Below are 19,056 nucleotides of genomic sequence, written 5' to 3' on the forward strand. Positions count from 1 at the left end.
CGCGGGGCGCCCGGCCCGCCGGGGCGCTCGGAGGTGGTTGTCGGCGGCTCCGCCGCGTCGGTTCGCCGGTCCGTCGGATCCGCATCGCCCGTCGCCCCCCTCAGGTCTGATCGGCAGTCAGTGCGCGTGCCCGTGCGCGTAGCCGCACCGCCCCTCTGCGTCCGGTGCAGCCCCCAGGTCGGGACGATACACCAATATCGTCACTCAGGGACATAGCTCCTCTACTCTCCGTGACGACCTGCGACAACGGGGCCACGCGGCGCGTTCGGGTGACTTCACAGGGTGAGGTCCCGGTGCCGCCGGGTGATCACCCGCCGGTCGTCAGCACCACGTTGCGCGGCTCCTCCCCCGCGGCGAACCGGCTCACCTGAGCGGCGAGCAGACGCTTGGCGCGGGGCATGAACGCCGAGGTGGAGCCGCCGACATGGGGGCTGATCAGCACTCCGGGCGCATGCCACAGCGGGTGTCCGGCGGGCAGCGGCTCGGGGTCGGTGACATCGAGCGCGGCGGTGATCCGGCCCGTCTCCACCTCCGCGAGCAGGGCCTTCGTGTCCACGACCGGACCGCGGGCGACGTTCACCAGCAGTGCCCCGTCCTTCATCCGGCCCAGGAAATCCGCTCCCACCAGGCCCTTCGTCCGCTCCGTGAGCGGCGTCGTGATGATCACCACGTCCGCCTCGGGAAGCAGGGCGGGCAGATCGGCGAGTGCGCGCACTTCGCCGCGCTCCGATGCCCGCGCGGAGCGCGCGACGCGCGCCACCCGCGCGCACTCGAAGGGCGCGAGCCGGTCCTCGACGGCCGACCCGATGGAGCCGTAACCGACGATCAGGACCGACTTGTCCGCGAGGGCCGGGTAGAAGCCCGAGCGCCACTCCTCGGCGTCCTGTCCCCGCACGAACCCGGGAATCCCGCGCAGCGAGGCCAGGACCAGCGCGAGGGTCAGCTCGGCGGTCGACGCCTCGTGCACCCCCCTGGCGTTGCACAGCCGCACCCCGGCGGGCAGGGAGCCGAGGCCGGGTTCCACATGGTCCGTGCCGGCGGAGAGGGTCTGCACCACGCGCACCGACCGCATGGCGTGCAGCGGGCGTATCGCGATCTCCATGCCCTTCATGTACGGCACGCCGTAGAAGACGCAGTCGGCCGGGTCGGCCGGGAAGTCCGCTCCGCCGTCCCAGAAGCGGTAGGTGAGGCCCGAGTCCGCGGGCGAGGGAAGGCCGTCGATCTCGTCGGCGGCGATGGGCAGCCACACATCGGAAGTCATGGTCAGGAGGCTATGCGAAGCCGGGCCGTACGCATCGGCGCCGTGGGCATTGGTTAAGTTCTTGGGGCGGCCCGGCCCGGTCCACACGGCCCACACGGAAGGCGGTTACGGGGAGTTGGAGCGCAGGACGATCGGTGCGGCGGCCCTTCGGGTGGGCGCCGTCGGGCTCGGCTGCATGCCGATGAGCTGGGCGTACACCGGATCGCAGCAGCGGGGGGAGCGCTCCTTGCGCACCGTGCACGCCGCGCTGGACGCCGGGACGACCCTGCTGGACACCGCCGACACGTACGGCCCGTTCACCAACGAGCTGCTGCTGGGCCGGGCCCTGAAGGAGCGGCGCGCGGACGCCTTCGTGTCGACGAAGGTGGGCCTGCTCCTCGGCGACCAGCACCTGGTCGCCAACGGCCGCCCCGGCTATGTGCGCAGGGCGTGCGACGCCTCGCTGCGCCGGCTGCGGACCGATGTGATCGACCTGTACCAGCTGCACCGGGCCGACCCCGAGGTACCCGTCGAGGAGACCTGGGGCGCGATGGCCGAGCTGGTCACGGCGGGGAAGGTCCGGGCGCTGGGGCTGTGCGCGGCGGGTGACGCGGGCGGCGGTTCCGGTGGCGCCGCCCGGCCGGGCGTCCGGGCCACGGGCGTCCGGGCCGCGGGGGCGCGGCCGGGGCGGCGGACCGGGGGCGATCCGCACGAGGGAACGATCCGTCAACTGGAGCGTGTACAGCAGGTGTTCCCGGTGAGCGCGGTACAGGCGGAGCTGTCGGTCTGGTCGCCCGAGGCGCTGGTGCGGCTGCTGCCGTGGTGCGAGGCGCGGGGCGTCGGGTTCCTGGCGGCGATGCCGCTAGGCAGCGGTTTCCTCACGGGGACGCTGACACCGGGGCAGGGCTTCGAGCCGGACGACGCCCGGGCCCGGCACCCCCGGTTCACCGCCGAGATGATGGCCGCGAACCAGCCCGTGGTCGCGGGGCTGCGCAGGGTGGCCGAACGGCACGGCCCCGGCGCCACCGCGGCGACGGTGGCGCTGGCATGGGTGCTGGGCCGGGGCCGGCACGTGGTGCCCGTGCCGGGGGCGAAGCGGCCGGAGTGGGCCGTCCAGAACGCGGCGGCCGCCGGACTGCGGCTCACGGAGCGGGACCTCGCCGAGATCGCGGCCCTGCCGCGGGCCCTGGGCTCCTGGGACTGAGGAGCCCCCTCCGGGGAACGGTTCTCTCCGGTCTTTCCGAAGACCGGGAACCTCTGGGAGCGCCCGGGTGTAAGACAGGTAGGAGACAGGCGCGTCACCCGCGCTCGCCGCACACCGCGAGCCGCCGTCGAAGGGATCCCACCGTGCACCGTCCAGCTCTGGCGGCCGCCCTGGCCGCCGCCGCGCTCGTTCTGACGGCCGGCTGCTCGTCGGGGGACCCGGGAGGCCCTGCGGGCGGCACCGCCGGCTCCCCGTCCGCCGCGAGCTCCTCCCCCGCCGCGTCCGGACCGTCCGACGGCCCCTCCGCCCCGCCCGCCAAAGGCTCGGTCGAGGTGGTGTCCACGCTGACCGAGGGGCTGGAGTCGCCCTGGGGCGCGGCCGCGTTGCCCGGCGGGGACCTGCTGGTGGCCTCCCGGGACGAGGGCACGATCACCCGGGTCGCGGCCGAGGACGGGAAGAAGACCGAGCTGGGCACGGTCCCGGGCGTCTCGCCCGGCGGCGAGGGCGGCCTGCTGGGCCTGGCCCTCTCCCCCGACTTCGCCTCGGACCGGATGGTCTACGCGTACTTCACCACCGCCTCGGACAACCGCATCGCCCGCATGCTGTACGACGAGGGCAAGCCCGCCGGGCAGCAGCTCGGCGCGCCCGACACGGTGCTGCGGGGCATCCCCAAGGGCGTCATCCACAACGGCGGCCGGATCGCCTTCGGTCCGGACCGGATGCTGTACGCGGGCACCGGCGAGGCCGGTGACCCCGGGCTGTCCCAGGACAGGGAGTCCCTCGGCGGCAAGATCCTGCGGATGACGCCGGACGGGCAGCCCGTGCACGGCAACCCGGACGCCGACTCGGTGGTGTACTCGCTGGGGCACCGCAATGTGCAGGGTCTCGCCTGGGACGGCGAGAAGCGGCTGTGGGCGGCCGAGTTCGGGCAGAACACCTGGGACGAGCTGAACCTGATCGAGCCGGGGAAGAACTACGGCTGGCCGGAGGCGGAGGGCCGGGCCGGGGAGTCCGGGTTCACCGACCCGGTCGCCCAGTGGCGGACCTCCGAGGCCTCGCCGAGCGGTATCGCCTGGGCCGAGGGCTCGATCTGGATGGCGGCCCTGCGCGGTGAGCGGCTCTGGCGTATCCCGCTCGCCGGAACGGAACCTTCCGCGGAGCCCCAGCCGTTCCTGGAGGAGGAGTACGGCCGCCTGCGCACGGTCCTGCCGGCGGGCGGTGACCAGTTGTGGCTGATCACGAGTGAGACCGACGGCCGGGGAAACCCGGGGCAGGGTGACGACCGGATCCTCCGCCTGGAGGTGCGGTAGCACCCGCGGGTGCCGGGAGGTGTCCGTCCGGCGGACAAGGGCCGGACGGCGCGGCGTCCGGTCGACGCGGCATGGGGGCGCCTCCCGGCGAAACCGGGGAACGCCGTGCCGGGCGTCGTGGCCCCGGCCGCGATCCGCCGGACGCCTCCTGGCCGAGCACGTTGCGCACGACCCTCCCGGACGGACCGGGAGGCCCACCGAGGAGGTGGCCGAGCGGTGTTCGACCTGTTCCACGAACTCTTCTCCCCCGGCCGCGCGCACACCGAGGCCGAACGCAACCGCCTGGAGCTCACCCGCGAGGACGTGGGCGACGGGGCGGAGCCCGGCTGCGGGCCGATAGACCTCACCTCGGGCGTGGTCACGGTCCGCCGCCCGGCCCCGGCCGACCCGGAAGACGCGCCGGGCGGCCCCGAGGACCCGTCGGAGGCGTGACGCCGCCGCGGGCGCCTCGAGCCGGTGCAGCAGGCCCCACGGGGCGCGTCGGGGGTGCCCCGGGGCACCCGGCCCGGACGGGCCGGCCGCGCCTGCCGGCGGAAACGTGCTCCGCCCCCTGCGGGCGTGGTCTCACCGGGCCCAGCCGGGGGCAGGGGGCACAGCGGGCCGGCGGGCGCGAGGCAGAAGGCTCCCACCGGCAGCGCAAGAGCCGCCGCGGGCGGCTCGGACCGGGTGGCGGGATGCGCCCCGGGGACCCGAGGCACCGGGCCCGGACGGGCCGGCGGGCGCGTCGGTGCGGCCTGCCGCATGGCCCGGCGGGCGGGCCCGGGGATCCGCCGGAGGCACGGGACCGCCCCGACCGGTTCAGGTCCGAGTAGGGAGCCGGGTCGGAGCAAAAGGCTGGGTCCGAGCTAGGGAGCCGGGTCGGAGCAAAAGTCCGGGTCCGAGCTAGGGACCGGGTCGGAGCAAGAGGCCGGCTCGTCCGGGCCCGGGGCCGGATCAGGCGTGTGGCGGGGCGTCCAGCAGGTCGGTGAAGAGGCGGAGCCGATGCGCCACCGCCGCCGCCTCCACCCGGCCCGTGACACCCAGCTTGGCCAGGATGTTCGAGACGTGGACGCTCGCCGTCTTCGGCGAGATGTACAGCTCCTCGGCGATACGGCGGTTGCTGTGCCCGGCCGCGACCAGCCGCAGGACGTCCCGCTCGCGCGGGGTCAGACCGAGCGCGGCGGCCTCCGCGCGGTCCGGCTCACCGGTCGCGGCGGCCGGCTCGGGCGCCTCCCCGGCGGCCGGGGCCGGGGCGATCCGGGCGCGGCGGGCCAGCAGGGCGATGTCCTGCGCGAGCGGGCGGGCGCCCAGCTCCCTGGCCGTCTCCCCCGCCAGCCCCAGCAGTTCCGCCGCCGAGGCACGGCGTTCGTCCGCCGGTCCGGGCGCGGCGGGCCGCAGCAGGGACTCGGCCCACCGCAGACGCACCCACGCCAGATCGTGCGGGCGGTCCAGCGGCTCGACGGCACGCACGGCCTCCGCCCAGTCCTCGGCCGTGTCGGCGTCCTCGGCCCGCCGCAGTTCCGAGCGCACCCAGCGCTCCAGGGCGTGGCAGGCGGGGACGGCGGTGGGCAGGCCCCGGGCGGCGGCGCGGATGCGGTCGAGGCGGGCGGCGCGTTCCGGCGCGGTGGCGGGCAGGTCCCTGGTGTCGGCCTCCAGGGTCGCGGCCGCCAGCAGCAGGGGCCAGGCGTAGCACTGGGTGCCGGGCGGGAAGCCCTCGGCCGCGACCCGCTCCAGTTCGGCGCGCGCGTCGGCCGGGCGGCCCTCGGCGGCGGCGAGGCGCAGGGTGACGACGGCGAGCGGCAGGGTCTTCTGCGGCATGGGGTCGTGCGGGCCGAAGAACTCCCGGGCCCCGGCCAGGTGGACGGCGGCCCCGGCCGTGTCGCCCCGGTCCAGGGCGAGCAGGGCCAGCACCGCGGAGGCGTACCCCTTCGGGACGGGGCTGGTCGCCGTGCGCAGGGCCTCCTCGCCCGCCTCCTGGGCGAGGTCCCACCGGCCGAGCGCGTGCAGGGTCTCGGCGAGGTTGCTGCGGACCCACGCCTCGTGGTCCCGCAGGCCGTACCGCTCGCAGTGGGCCAGGCCCTCGACGAGGAGGTCCAGGGCCTCGTGGTAGCGGCCCACCTTGTGCAGTGCGGAGGGCAGGTTCACGTGGGAGCGGCCGATGTGGGCGGGCAGCCGCAGGGCCAGGACCCGTTCCCGGACCTCGTGCATCGCCTTCAGGCCGCCGTCGACGTCACCGGCGTCGACGAGGAGGTTGCCGAGGGTGAGCCGGGAGCGGAGTTCGATCTCCTCGTCGCCGACCATCCGGGCATAGGCGACGGCCCGTTCGGCGGTGGCCAGGCTCTCCGGCCCGGGGTTGTGCGTCATGCCCCAGGAGGCGGAGTCGGCGAGGACCTCGGCGTGCACGGCGGACGGCGGCAGTCCGCGCACCAGGTCCTGGGCGGTGGCGAGTTCGGCCCAGCCGTCGCCGCGGCCGAGGGAGGAGACCAGGCGGGAGCGCTGGACGGAGAACCAGGCGGCGCGCAGCGGGTCGCCGTCCTCCTCGGCGAGGCGCTGCCCGCGCTTGCTGATCTTGTAGGCGCGTTCGCGTTCGCCGCAGAGGCGTCCGGCGACGGTGGCCTCGGCCATCAGGTCGAGATAGCGCAGGGGGGTGGTGGCCGGGTCGCAGCCGCAGGGCGGGTAGACCTCGACGTGGTCGACGGGGCGCAGTCCGTCCCGCACCTCGGGCGTGGCGGCCTCCCAGAGGTCCATCGCCCGCTCCAGCAGGCGCAGTTGCTCTGCGTAGGCGTGGCGGCGGCGGGCGGCCACGGAGGCGGCGAGGACGGCGGGCAGGGCCTTGGCGGCGTCGCCCGCGCGGTACCAGTAGGTGGCGAGGCGGGTGGTCCGCTCCTCCTCGCGGACCAGGCCCGGATCGGCCTCCAGGGCCTCGGCGTAGCGCCGGTTCAGCCGGGAGCGCTCGCCGGGCAGCAGGTCGTCGCTGACGGCCTCCCGGGCGAGCGAGTGGCGGAAGCGGTAGCCGTCGCCGTCCGGGGTGGCGAGCAGGATGTTGGCGCCGACGGCGGCCCGCAGCGCCTCGTCGAGGTCGTCGTCGGGCAGCCCGGCGACGGCCTGGAGCAGGGCGTGCTCGACGGTGGAGCCGCCCTCCGCGAGGATCCGCGCGACCCGCTGGGTGTCCTCGGTCAGCGTCTCGATACGGACCAGGAGGATGTCCCGCAGCGAGTCCGGCAGCCCGGAGCAGGAGTCGGCGCTGAGGCTGGCGGAGAGTTCCTCCACGAAGAAGGCGTTGCCGTCGGAGCGTTCGAAGACGCGGTCGACGAGGGCGGGCGCGGGGTCGTCGGCGAGGATGCCGGCCATCTGGCGGGCGACCTCGGAGCGGTTGAAGCGGGTCAGCTCGACGCGCTGGACCGTACGGGTGCGGTCCAGTTCGGCGAGCAGGGGGCGCAGCGGGTGGCGCCGGTGCACGTCGTCGGACCGGTAGGTGGCGATCAGGAGCAGCCGCCCGCGGCGCAGGGTGCGCAGCAGATAGGCGAGCAGGTGGCGGGTGGAGGCGTCGGCCCAGTGCAGGTCCTCCAGGACCAGGACGACGGTGTGCCACGCGGAGACGCGCTCCAGCAGCCGGGCGGCGAGTTCGAAGAGGCGCGCGGTGACGGACTCGTCGCGGTGCCCGGACTCGGCGCGCGGGCCGAGTTCCGGTAGCAGGAGGGCGAGTTCGTCCTCCTGCCCGGCCGCGGCTCCGGCGAACTCCTCGGGAAGGCGGCTGTGCAGGGCGCGCAGCGCGGTGGAGAAGGCGGCGAACGGGAGGCCGTCCGCGCCGATCTCGACGCAGCCGCCGACGGCGACGACGGCGTCCCGCCGGCACGCCTCGGTGAGCAGCTCCTCCACGAGCCGCGTCTTCCCGACACCGGCCTCGCCCCCGACGAGCAGCGCCTGCGGCTCCCCGCCCGCGCCGGGGGCGCCCGGGCCCGCGGCACGGGTCAGCGCGTCGGTGAGCAGGGCGAGTTCACCGGCACGGCCGACGAAGACGGGGCTGACGGATCGGGTCTCCACACCGGCGAGCATCGCACAGGGGTACGACACCCCCGGCCCCGCGTCCGCCTCCACCCCCGTGGGCGACGGACGCGGGGCGGGGGAGTCCGGGGGCCGCCCGGGCCCGGCGGCCGTGGGCCCGGGCCGGCTGGGACGGCCGCCCGGCCGGAAGGCGGCCGGGCGGCGCTCCCACGCCGACGCGCCGCCGGACGGCGGCCCGGAGGCGCCTTGGGACCGGGCGGGCCCGGCGGCCGGGGACTCCGCAGCGGCCGGCACACCGTCGGGCAACCCCCCGGCTCACCCTCCATGCGGGCGGGCCCGGTCGAGCCCGCACGGGCGTCCCGCCCCAGCGCCACCGAACGGCGCTCCGACGCCGACGCGCCGCCGGACGGCGGCCCGGAGGCGCCCCGGGACCGGGCGGGCCCGGCGGTCATGCCGCGCGGGTGTAGTGGCTGTTGTGCGCTGGGTTCACCCGGCCCTCCCCGTCCTTGCGGCGGCGTCTGCGCCCGCGGCGGGCGACGCCGGCTGCCGCGGCTTCGCGGGCGCGGCGCTGCTCCGCGGCCTCGCGGATCAGTCCGGCGCGGTGCAGCTCCTGGATCTCGTAGTGCAGCACGAGGTGCTCCCTCGGTCGGCGGGCCGTGGCCCGGCGGTCGTGTCGCGGCGGGTGCCGCTGGACTCGACTCTCGTGCCTGAGGCGGGGGCGGCACATCGGGCGGCTGCCTCATGCCGGGGAGCGCCCGGTCCTTAGGGCCGCCCCGCGCCGGCCCCGTATTCCCGCCAGGCGCCTCAGGAGGTGTGGGCCGCCGCCGCGCCGAACCACCTCGGCAGGACGTCGAGCAGGTCCCGCTGCTCGTCCCCCACCCACGCCACATGCCCGTCCGGCCGCAGCAGCACCGCGGGTACGCCCGCCGGGTCCAGCGTGTCCAGCTCGTCCACGTCGTCGACGACATGGTCCACGCGGTCCGCCCAGCCCGCCACCGAGAGCGCCCCGGTCCGGTCGAGCAGCAACCCGCGCCCGTCGTGGGTCAGTTCGTAGAGCCGCCGCCCCCCGGACAGCTTCAGGTCCCGCAGCCTCCGCCCGAGGAGCGCGGGGCCGTCGCCGAGGTCGTAGCGGACCCCGACCGCCGTGATCATCCCCGTCACGTACCGGTTCACCTCCTCGAAGTCCATCAGCTTCGAGAACAGCTCCCGCAGCGCCGCCGGGCCGGGTTCCGTGCCCAACAGGGTGATCTGGGCACGGGTGTTGTCCAGTACGGCCGCGCCCACCGGGTGCCGTTCCGCGTGGTAGGTGTCCAGCAGCCCGTCCGGCGCCCAGCCGTTGACCTCCGCGGCGAGCTTCCAGCCGAGGTTGACCGCGTCCTGGACACCGAGGTTGAGCCCCTGGCCGCCGGTCGGCGGGTGGATGTGCGCCGCGTCGCCGGCCAGCAGCACCCGGCCGGCCCGGTAGCGCTCGGCCTGGCGCGTCGCGTCCCCGAAACGGGAGAGCCAGCGCGGCGAGTGCACCCCGAAGTCCGTGCCGGCGTAAGCCCGGAGCTGCCGCCGGAAGTCGTCGAGGGTCGGCCCGGTCGCCCGGTCCTCGGCGACCCCGTCGGCGGGCACCACGATGCGGTAGACCCCTTGCTGCCCGTCGGTGTCGGGGGTGATCCCGAACCGCAGCTGCGTCCTGCGGACTTCTTCGACGGCGGCGGCGATCTTCTCCGGGTCGGCGGTCGCCTCCATGTCCCCGAGCAGGGTCTCCACGGTGGCGGGCTCGCCCGGGAAGCCGACCCCGAGGAGCTTGCGCACCGTGCTGCGGCCGCCGTCGCAGCCGACGAGGTAGCGCGCGCCGAGCCGGGTGCCGTCGGCCAGTTGGACGCTCACGCCCTCCTCGTCCTGGCTCAGCCCGACCACCTCGTGCCCCCGCCGGATCTCGGCGCCGAGTTCACGGGCACGCTCCTCCAGCAGGCGTTCGGTGACGGGCTGCGGGGTGGCGAGCCCGTAGGGGTGGGCGGTGTCCAGCCCGTCCGGCCAGGGCTTGACGATCCCGCCGAAGAGGCCGCCCACCGTGAACGTCTCGCTGACCGCGTGGAAGCGGTCCAGCAGACCGCGCTGGTCCATCAGCTCCACGCTGCGCACATGCAGTCCGCGCCCCCGGGAGTGGCCGCTCGGCCCGGTCAGCCGCTCCAGCACGACCACGCGCACCTCGTGCAGCCGCAGCTCGGCGGCGAGCATCAGACCGGTCGGTCCCGCGCCGACCACGATCACATCGAACATCACACATCACCGCATATCCGCTCAGTCTCCGCGTCCGGCCTGCGATTCTGCGGCACGACCGGGGCCTTGCGGCAAGCCCCCCACTGCGCTATACGTTGAGAGTGGCAAGGAGTCGGTGACCTCCTTGCCCTTTCTGTTGCCCGGGCCAGAGCCGGGGCCGCTGCCGACGCCGTTGCCGGGTCCGGCGGCGGGGCCGCTGCGGGGAACCCGCGCGGGACGCACCCCTCACCCCCGCCCCGCCGCCCCGGGCTCGGACGACCGCCGCGCCCGCCATTCCGGCGCCAGGACGGACCAGACCTCGATGTCCTGCCGCTCGCCGCGGTAGAGGTAGCTCTGCCGCAGGACGCCCTCGCGGGTCATGCCGAGGCGGCGGGCGACGGCGATGCTGGGGGCGTTCGCGGAGGAGACCTGCCACTCGACGCGGTGGAAGCCGCGCGTCCCGACCGCCCAGTCGATGATCACGGTCGCGGCCCGGGTGACCAGGCCCCGCCCGGTCGCGGCGGGCTCCAGCCAGCAGCCCGCCTCGCAGGTGCCCTGCGCGGCGTCGATCACAGGGAAGAGCACCCCGCCGACGAGCGTGCCGTCGAGCCGGATGCCGTACATCCGGCCGGTGTCGGCGGCCGCCTTGTCGGCGTAGCGCTGGAGGTGGGCGCGGGCCCCGGCGAGGTCCTGGACCAGGTCGGGGAGGCCCACATGGTGGCCTATGTACTCCCGGCCGCGTTCGATGTGGGCCAGGAACTCCCCGGCCTGCCAGGGCTCCAGGGGGCCCAGTTCCGCGCCGTCGTCGCCCAGGCTGACCGTGTACACGCTGCTCCTCACCGTCGGGTCGTCAAGTCGTCGAGCAGCGGGGCGGCGGCCGCGTCCGGCCGCATGGTCAGGGGACGAGTTCCTCGTCCTCGCGCCTCCGCTGCACCGGGATCTTCGCACGGGCCGCCTCCCGGCACCCGGGCTTCTCGATGCTGATGCGGGGCAGCCAGCGGTCCACCGAGCGGGGCAGCCACCAGTTGGCGCCGCCGAGCATGTGCATCAACGCGGGCACCAGCAGGGTGCGCAGGACGAACGCGTCGAGGGCGACGGCCGCCGCCAGCCCGATCCCGAACATCGCGACCACCCGGTCCCCGCTCAGCACGAAGGCGAGGAAGACCGAAATCATGATCACGGCCGCGGAGTTGATCACCCGGCTCGTCTCGGCGAGGCCCACCCGGACCGCACGGCGGTTGTCGCCGGTCTCCAGCCACTCCTCGTACATCCGGCTGACCAGGAAGACCTGGTAGTCCATGGAGAGGCCGAAGAGGACCGACACCATGATCACGGGGAGGAAGGGTTCGATGGGCCCGGCCCGCCCGAGACCCAGCAGCTCGCTCCCCCAGCCCCACTGGAAGATCGCCACCACGACCCCGAAGGCGGCGGCGACCGCGGCCACGTTCATCAGCGCTGCCTTCAGCGGGATGCCGACCGACCGGAAGGCGAGGAGCAGGAGCAGGCAGCCGAGCGCGATCACGACGCCGACGAAGAGGGGCAGCTTGCCGACGATGATCGTGGCGAAGTCGTCGTAGCTCGCCGTCACCCCGCCGACGTACGTGGTGAGCGAGGTGCCCTGCTCGGCCGCCGGCAGGATCTCCTCGCGCAGCCGGTCGACCAGCTCGCTGGTGTCCTTGCTCTGCGGCGAGGTCTCCGGGACGACGGTCAGCACGGCGGTGTCGCCGCTGCCGTTGTACACGGCCGGTGAGGCGTCGGCGACGCCCGGGGTGGCGCGCAGGGTGCCCGCGAGGCGGTCCACGGCCACCTTGTCGTCCGCGCCGTCGAGGGTGGCCACGACGGTGAGCGGCCCGTTGACGCCGGGCCCGAAGCCCTCGGCGAGCAGGTCGTACGCCTGCCGGGTGGTGGCGGTGGCGGGCCCGTTGCCCTGGTCGGAGGTGCCGAGGTGGAGGGAGAGGGTCGGCAGGGCGAGGACCGCCATGACGACCGCGGCGACGGCGCCCAGCAGCTTGGGGTGGCGCTCCACGAAGGCGGACCAGCGGGCCGCGAAGCCGGTCGGCAGCTCGGGCGCGGGGCCGTGCTCGGCGAGCCGGCGGCGCTCGCGGCGGCTGAGGGCGCGCATGCCGATGAAGGAGAGCAGCGCGGGGAGGAGGGTGACGGACGCGGCGACGGTCAGGACCACGGTCAGCGAGGCGGCGACGGCCACACCGTTGAGGAAGCCGAGACGCAGGATCAGCATGCCCAGCAGGGCGATGCAGACGGTGGCCCCGGCGAAGACGACCGCCCGGCCGGTGGTGGCGACGGCCTCCCGGGCGGCCTCGGCGACCGGGAGCCCGCGTTTGAGGCCCTGGCGGTGTCTGGTGACGATGAACAGCGCGTAGTCGATGCCCACACCGAGGCCGATGAGGAGGCCCAGCATGGGCGCGAAGTCGGCGACGGTCATGACGTGCCCGAGGAGCACGATCCCCGCGTAGGCGGTGCCGACCGAGACGAGGGCGGTGGCGATGGGGAGGACGCTGGCGGCGAGGGAGCCGAAGGCGAGGAAGAGCACGACGGCGGCGACGGCCACGCCGACGATCTCGGCGAGGTGCCCGCCGGGCGCCTCGGTGAGGGCGACCACCGTGCCGCCGACCGCGACCTCGGTCCCGGCCCCCTCGGCGGCCTCGGCGGTCTCCACGACCGCGGTGGCCTGGTCCACGGGGATCTCGTCGGCCTGCCGCTCGAAGGTGACCACGGCGTAGGCGGTGCGGCTGTCGGGGCTGATCTGCCCGGCGCCCTGCCCGCTGTAGGGGCTGGTGACGTAGGCGACGCCGTCGAGCCGGGCGACCTTGTCGAGCGTCGCGGTCATCCGCTGCTCGACGGCCGGGTCGCGGACGCTGCCGCTGTCGGTGCGCCACACGACGTTGTCGCTGTCGCCGCCGCGGCCGGGAAAGCCCTCCTGGAGGAGGGCGGTGGCCCGGCCGGACTCGGTCCCGGGGACGTCGTAGTCGTTGGAGTACGCGGACCCGGCCACGACCGCGCCCGCGGCGGTGCCGCCGAGCGCGAGGAGCCAGAGCAGGACGACGACGAGACGGTGCCTGACGCACCACCGGGCGATTGCTGCCAACGACTGCTCCCTGACTGGTTCGTGGATCTTTGACCGGGAACAGCCCGCAAAGAACTCATGACCTGCAGAGACCACTGTCGCAGTCGATCGTGATCGTTTGTCCGTTTCGTGGGCTTACTCACAAGGGTGGGCGATATCCTCCACCCGCCCCGTCCCCGTCCGTCCCGTCCCGTCGCGCTTCCCGCGAGCCCCCGTCCCGGCCCCGCGCGTGCTGGTCCCGGCCACGCGCGTGCTGGTCCCGGCCGCCGCGCGTCCTGGTCCCGTGCCCTCCGAGAAGGCCGATCGACTTCCGGCCACGTGATCCGGACGGCCTGCGGGTCGGCGATCCGGCCCGTCGGGAATCGGCCTCGGTAGCCGGGAGGACCCGCGATGCCGTGCGGGCCTGGCACGATGGCGGACATGGACACCTGGGGGAACCACCGGACGGCACTGACGCCGGCGGAGGCTGCGGAGTTCGCCCGCGCGCTGCACGAGGCGCCGGGGCCGGTCCCGTGCCCGGGACCGGTCCCCTTCCCGGTGGTCGTCCACACCCCGGGCGCCTCCTCGGCCGAGCGCCGCGAGGCACTGCGCGAGGTGTACGGGGCGATCGTGGCCCGGCTGGGCGAGCCGACCCTCTACGGCGGCTCGGCGCACGGCCCCTGCGTCCGGTGGCGCGACAGCAGCCGTACGGTGCTGCTCTCCGGCGATGTGCAGAGCGTGGGACTCTCCGTCCACGACACGGCGACCCTGGAACGCGAGGAGTACCGCCGGTTCGCCTGGAGCGGCCCCTCGGGCGAGGAGCCCTTCGACCCGGAATCCCTGCCCTGCGTCTGGCAGTTGGACCGCGGCGGCCCCGGGGAGCGCCCGCCCGGTCAGCCGCCCGCGCGCTCGGCGGTGAGCCTCGACCACTTCGGGGCCTGCCTGGAGATCCTGCTCGCCTCCTGGGTCGAGCAGCTGCCGGTGCAGGTCGGCGCGGACTGGGCGTGCTTCACGCTGACCAGCACGGCCGACCGGGGCCGCCAGCTGGTCCTGTCGTACAGCATCGAGGACGGACTGCACGCGGCGGTGGACGACCGGGACGCGCCCGGTGTCGACCTGCACACCCACACCATGCGTGCCCGCGGCTGGCAGTCCCACGACCGGGGCTGGTGGCAGACCGAGTACCCGGCCCCGGACCGGGCGGACGCGGCGGCGCTCGCGGGTCTGGTCGTCAACGAGCTGCGCGCCCGGGGCACGGTCCGCCCGGAGGAGCTGCGCGCCCGGGACACGAGCTGCAAGGACCGCGGGGAGCTGCGCCTGCCGGGCCTGGGCATACGCCACTGACCCGCCCCCGGCGTCCGGGAGCGGGTCAGTGGGCGGGGCGGGGCGTCAGGCGCCCAGGAGCCCTGTCACGGGCGCGAGCTGACCCGTCAGCGGGTCCAGGTCGCGCGGCACACCCGCGAGCCGGTTGAGCCCGGCGAGCTGCTCCGAGGGGGCCGGGACGGCCTGGCTGTGCTCGGGGCCGACCGAGTCGGCGGCGAGCGCGTCGAGTTCGTCCGTCACCGAGAGCGGCTCGATCGGCCCGAGGGGCGCCGCGCTCGCGACGGGCGCGGCCAGGGCGGTGGCCCCCGCGGCGAGGGCGACGGCGGCGAGAAGGCGCTGTGCTGTGGTCATGCCGTGAGCAACGCGACGCCCCCCGATCGGTCACGGCCCACCCGCCCCGATCACCCGCGCGAACAGCGCCCGGGCCGGGCCCGGAGGCCCGGGAAGGGTTCGGGGACCCGGCGTGGGTCCGGGTCTAGAGGAAGCCGGCCGCCGAGAGCGCCGCCTCGGTCTCCTCGCACCACTGCCGGTAGGAGGGCACCTGGGCGAGCACCTCAAGATCGGTGTGCCGCACCGGCAACTCGGCCCGGTCGTGCAGCACTTCGCGCGACTCCTCCCCGAGGAGCGCCTTCCAGACCTGCTTCGGCCTCAGCTTCCCCTTGCTCCCCTTGAGCGGTACCTGTCCCTCGACGGCGGACGGCCTCGTGTACGGGTACCCGGGCAGCGTCCCGGCGACCCGTTCCAGATCCGCCCGGTCGGCGAGCATCCACGCCTCCGTCATCAGCACGGGCACCAGGGGCACGGCCCTTCCGGCACGCGGGGCCGTTGCCCGGCGCACGTCCAGCTCGGCGACGAGCTTCAGCCGGGCGTCCCGCGCGTCCCCGTCGCCGTGGACGAAGACGATGTCGCAGTCCCTCGCCGGCTCCGCCGCGGCCTCCAGCACCCGGTCCGGCATGTCGTTGGAGCGGACCGAGGACACCTCGCAGGACAGGACGTCGACGGTCTGCGTGCTCCGTTGCAGCAGCAGCCGGTCGAGCTGACGGACCCCAACTGCTCCAGGTAGGGTCCGTCGCTGCCCTCGACGAGCAGCCCCGGCAGGATCGTCCTCACCGTCCGCCGCCCCCCCAGACCGCGCCGGCGGCACGTCCAGCTGAAATCCGCGGAACGACTTGAAGCCGTCGATCCGGATCTGGGTGATCCTCTGAGGTGCTCCTCCGCGCGCGGCCGCCGATTCCGCCACCCTGGGTCATGTCCGCGTTGTCTCCCCTGGTCCACGGCACCGGGGCGAACGGCACGACCCTGAGGAGACCCCCCCCCGGAGGACACCCCTGGCGCCGCACCGCGCCCCACCCCGAACGCCCGAGGGGGCACCTCCGCACACCACGTGCGGTGGCGCCCCCTCGGGACGGTGAACGGGGCGGGGTCAGCCCTCGACGCCGAGGCGCTGGAGGATCAGCTCCTTGACGCGGGCCGCGTCCGCCTGGCCGCGGGTGGCCTTCATGACCGCGCCGACCAGGGCGCCGGCCGCCGCGACCTTCCCGCCGCGGATCTTGTCCGCGACGGCCGGGTTGCCCGCGATGGCCTCGTCCACGGCGGTGCCGAGCGCGCCCTCGTCCGAGACGACCTTGAGGCCGCGCTTCTCGACGACCTGGTCCGGGTCGCCCTCGCCGGCGAGGACCCCCTCGATGACCTGGCGGGCCAGCTTGTCGTTGAGCTCGCCGGAGGCGACCAGGGCGGCCACCCGGGCGACCTGCGCCGGGGTGATCGCCAGTTCGTCCAGGGAGACGCCCGACTCATTGGCGCTGCGGGCCAGTTCGCCCATCCACCACTTGCGCGCGGCGGCCGCGTCCGCGCCCGCCTCGGTGGTGGCGACGATCAGGTCGACCGCGCCCGCGTTGAGGATCGACTGCATGTCGAGTGCCGAGATCCCCCACTCCTCGCGGAGCCGGTTGCGCCGCACCCGCGGCAGCTCGGGCAGCTGGGCCCGCAGCTCCTCGACCCACTCGCGCGACGGCGCGACCGGGACCAGGTCGGGCTCGGGGAAGTAGCGGTAGTCCTCCGCCTCCTCCTTGACCCGGCCGGAGGTGGTGGAGCCGTCGTCCTCGTGGAAGTGGCGGGTCTCCTGGACGATGGTGCCGCCCGAGGAGAGGACCGCGGCGTGCCGCTGGATCTCGTACCGGGCCGCCCGCTCGACGCTGCGCAGCGAGTTGACGTTTTTGGTCTCGGAGCGGGTGCCGAACTTCTCGGTGCCGTGGGGGCGCAGCGACAGGTTCACGTCGCAGCGCATCTGGCCCATCTCCATGCGGGCCTCGGACACGCCGAGGGCCCGGATCAGCTCGCGCAGCTCGGCCACGTACGCCTTGGCGACCTCGGGGGCCCGCTCGCCCGCGCCCGTGATGGGCTTGGTGACGATCTCGATGAGCGGGATGCCGGCGCGGTTGTAGTCCAGCAGGGAGTGGGACGCGCCGTGGATACGGCCGGTGGCGCCGCCGACGTGGGTCGACTTGCCGGTGTCCTCCTCCATGTGGGCGCGCTCGATCTCCACACGGAAGACCTCGCCGTCCTCCAGCTGGACGTCCAGGTAACCGTTGAAGGCGATCGGCTCGTCGTACTGGGAGGTCTGGAAGTTCTTCGGCATGTCCGGATAGAAGTAGTTCTTCCGGGCGAAGCGGCACCACTCGGCGATCTCGCAGTGCAGCGCGAGACCGATCTTGACGGCCGACTCCACGCCGACCGCGTTGACGACCGGGAGGGAGCCGGGCATGCCGAGGCAGGTGGGACAGGTCTGCGCGTTGGGCTCGGCGCCCAGCTCCGTGGAGCATCCGCAGAACATCTTGGTCTTGGTGCCGAGCTCGACATGGACCTCCAGGCCCATGACGGGGTCGTAGGACGCGAGGGCGTCCTCGTACGACACCAGTTCAGTGACGGTCACGGTGAAACTTTCCCTCTCAGCCCAGCAGGACGTCGTCGTCGCCGAGCCGCTTCAGCTCGCGGTAGAGGATCGCCAGGCCGGTGACGATCGCGGCGGCGGACACCGCGGCGTCCGCGAGGCGCAGGAAGTCGTTGTCCTGGCGGGCCATCTTGATCTGCTTGGCCACGGTGAACCCGCCGAAGGCGGTGCTGGCCAGCGAGACGTAGAGACCGGTCTTGGACTTCTTGAAGTTCTTGGCCTTCTTTGCCATGGCGCTCATAGCGACGGAGCCTCCTCAAGCAGCGGATGACCCCACTTTTCCACGAAGGCGGCCTCGACGGCGGCTCCGACCTTGTACAGCCGGTCGTCCTTCATGGCGGGGGCGATGATCTGGAGCCCGACGGGCAGGCCGTCCTCGGGCGCGAGACCGCACGGCAGGGACATCGCCGCGTTGCCGGCCAGGTTGGTCGGAATGGTGCACAGGTCGGCGAGGTACATCGCCATCGGGTCGTCGGCGCGCTCGCCGATCGGGAAGGCGGTGGTCGGGGTCGTCGGGGAGACGATCACGTCGACCTGATCGAACGCCTTCTCGAAGTCCCGCGTGATGAGGGTGCGGACCTTCTGGGCCGAGCCGTAGTACGCGTCGTAGTAGCCGGAGCTGAGCGCGTAGGTGCCGAGCATGATGCGGCGCTTGACCTCGGGGCCGAAACCGGCCTCGCGGGTCAGGGCGGTGACCTCCTCGGCGGACTTCGTGCCGTCGTCGCCGACCCGCAGGCCGTAGCGCATGGCGTCGAAGCGGGCCAGGTTGGAGGAGCACTCGGACGGCGCGATCAGGTAGTACGCGGCGAGCGCCAGGTCGAAGGACGGGCAGTCCAGCTCGACGATCTCGGCGCCCAGCTCCTTCAGCAGCTCCACCGACTCGTCGAAGCGCTGCACGACGCCGGCCTGGTAGCCCTCGCCGCGGAACTGCTTGACGACGCCGACCCGCATGCCCGCGACGCTGCCGTTGCGCGCGGCCTCGACGACCGGCGGGACGGGGGCGTCGATGGACGTGGAGTCCAGCGGGTCGTGCCCGGCGATGACCTCGTGCAGCAGGGCCGCGTCGAGGACCGTGCGGGCGCAGGGGCCGCCCTGGTCGAGGGAGGAGGAGAAGGCCACCATGCCGTAGCGGGAGACCGCGCCGTAGGTGGGCTTCACGCCGACGGTGGCGGTGACGGCGGCGGGCTGGCGGATGGAGCCGCCGGTGTCCGTGCCGATGGCCAGCGGGGCCTGGAAGGAGGCGAGGGCGGCGGAGGAGCCGCCGCCGGAGCCGCCGGGGATGCGGGTCAGGTCCCAGGGGTTGCCGGTGGGGCCGTAGGCGCTGTTCTCGGTGGAGGACCCCATGGCGAACTCGTCCATGTTGGTCTTGCCGAGGATGACGACGTCGGCGGCCTTGAGGCGCCGGGTGAGCGTCGCGTCGTACGGCGGGATCCAGCCTTCGAGGATCTTGGAGCCCACGGTGGTCGGCATGCCCTCGGTGGTGAAGATGTCCTTCAGCGCGAGCGGCACACCCGCGAGCGGGCCCAGCTTCTCGCCGCGCTCCCGCTTCTCGTCGACGGCGCGGGCCTGCGCGAGGGCGCCGTCTCGGTCGACGTGCAGGAAGGCGTGGACCTTCTCGTCCACGGCCTCGATGCGGGCCAGATGGGCCTCGGCCACCTCGGCGGCGGTGAGCTCGCCGGCGGCGATCTTCGCGGCCGTCTCGGCCGCGGTGAGCTTGATGATGTCCGTCAT

Annotated in this window: 15 protein-coding genes; 4 read left to right on the forward strand and 11 right to left on the reverse strand. The window is 74.5% G+C overall.

Features of this window, described 5'->3' with window-relative positions; translation table 11 throughout:
- Positions 1-307: 307 nt before the first annotated feature.
- Positions 308-1,261: a 2-hydroxyacid dehydrogenase gene (locus tag C593_RS0100120; protein ID WP_078521061.1), complete on the reverse strand. Its 954-nt coding sequence runs from the start codon at positions 1,259-1,261 to the stop codon at positions 308-310.
- A 115-nt stretch (positions 1,262-1,376) separates the two neighbouring features.
- Between C593_RS0100120 and C593_RS0100125 the strand changes: the two genes are divergently transcribed.
- The 3 genes from C593_RS0100125 (at position 1,377) to C593_RS0100135 (ending at position 4,186) form a co-directional block, all read left to right on the forward strand.
- Complete coding sequence (locus C593_RS0100125) at positions 1,377-2,444, forward strand: aldo/keto reductase (RefSeq protein ID WP_026277212.1); 1,068 nt, start codon at positions 1,377-1,379, stop codon at positions 2,442-2,444.
- Positions 2,445-2,587: 143 nt separating this feature from the next.
- Positions 2,588-3,754, forward strand: coding sequence for a PQQ-dependent sugar dehydrogenase (locus tag C593_RS0100130; protein WP_018845268.1), 1,167 nt, complete (start codon positions 2,588-2,590; stop codon positions 3,752-3,754).
- 216 nt (positions 3,755-3,970) lie between these two features.
- Positions 3,971-4,186: a DUF6191 domain-containing protein gene (locus C593_RS0100135; RefSeq protein ID WP_018845269.1), complete on the forward strand. Its 216-nt coding sequence runs from the start codon at positions 3,971-3,973 to the stop codon at positions 4,184-4,186.
- A 501-nt stretch (positions 4,187-4,687) separates the two neighbouring features.
- On the opposite strand, the gene C593_RS0100140 is transcribed toward C593_RS0100135, so the two are convergent.
- The 5 genes from C593_RS0100140 to C593_RS0100160 form a co-directional block, all read right to left on the reverse strand.
- Positions 4,688-7,789 (reverse strand): helix-turn-helix transcriptional regulator, encoded by a 3,102-nt coding sequence (locus C593_RS0100140; protein WP_018845270.1) that lies wholly within the window; start codon positions 7,787-7,789, stop codon positions 4,688-4,690.
- 397 nt (positions 7,790-8,186) lie between these two features.
- Entirely contained in the window at positions 8,187-8,369 is a 183-nt protein-coding gene (locus C593_RS28500) for a hypothetical protein (protein ID WP_018845271.1), read from the reverse strand.
- Between the two features lie 173 nt (positions 8,370-8,542).
- A complete protein-coding gene (gene rox / locus C593_RS0100150; protein WP_018845272.1) occupies positions 8,543-10,009 on the reverse strand; it encodes a rifampin monooxygenase in 1,467 nt (488 codons plus the stop codon).
- A gap of 225 nt (positions 10,010-10,234) precedes the next feature.
- Complete coding sequence (locus C593_RS0100155; protein ID WP_018845273.1) at positions 10,235-10,816, reverse strand: GNAT family N-acetyltransferase; 582 nt, start codon at positions 10,814-10,816, stop codon at positions 10,235-10,237.
- A gap of 67 nt (positions 10,817-10,883) precedes the next feature.
- Entirely contained in the window at positions 10,884-13,094 is a 2,211-nt protein-coding gene (locus C593_RS0100160; protein WP_018845274.1) for an MMPL family transporter, read from the reverse strand.
- 390 nt (positions 13,095-13,484) lie between these two features.
- Between C593_RS0100160 and C593_RS0100165 the strand changes: the two genes are divergently transcribed.
- A complete protein-coding gene (locus tag C593_RS0100165; RefSeq protein ID WP_018845275.1) occupies positions 13,485-14,396 on the forward strand; it encodes a hypothetical protein in 912 nt (303 codons plus the stop codon).
- A 45-nt stretch (positions 14,397-14,441) separates the two neighbouring features.
- Here the strand turns inward: C593_RS0100165 and C593_RS0100170 are convergent, their stop codons facing one another.
- The 5 genes from C593_RS0100170 to gatA form a co-directional block, all read right to left on the reverse strand.
- Positions 14,442-14,726, reverse strand: a complete 285-nt coding sequence (locus tag C593_RS0100170) for a hypothetical protein (RefSeq protein WP_018845276.1) — start codon at positions 14,724-14,726, stop codon at positions 14,442-14,444.
- A gap of 124 nt (positions 14,727-14,850) precedes the next feature.
- Entirely contained in the window at positions 14,851-15,354 is a 504-nt protein-coding gene (locus C593_RS0100175) for a hypothetical protein (RefSeq protein WP_018845277.1), read from the reverse strand.
- A gap of 444 nt (positions 15,355-15,798) precedes the next feature.
- Entirely contained in the window at positions 15,799-17,307 is a 1,509-nt protein-coding gene (gene gatB, locus C593_RS0100180; RefSeq protein WP_018845278.1) for an Asp-tRNA(Asn)/Glu-tRNA(Gln) amidotransferase subunit GatB, read from the reverse strand.
- 16 nt (positions 17,308-17,323) lie between these two features.
- Positions 17,324-17,566, reverse strand: a complete 243-nt coding sequence (locus tag C593_RS0100185) for a hypothetical protein (RefSeq protein WP_018845279.1) — start codon at positions 17,564-17,566, stop codon at positions 17,324-17,326.
- Positions 17,563-19,056 (reverse strand): Asp-tRNA(Asn)/Glu-tRNA(Gln) amidotransferase subunit GatA, encoded by a 1,494-nt coding sequence (gatA, locus tag C593_RS0100190; RefSeq protein WP_018845280.1) that lies wholly within the window; start codon positions 19,054-19,056, stop codon positions 17,563-17,565. Before gatA ends, C593_RS0100185 begins: the two co-directional genes overlap by 4 nt.

It is taken from the genome of Streptomyces sp. CNT372, from assembly GCF_000377145.1.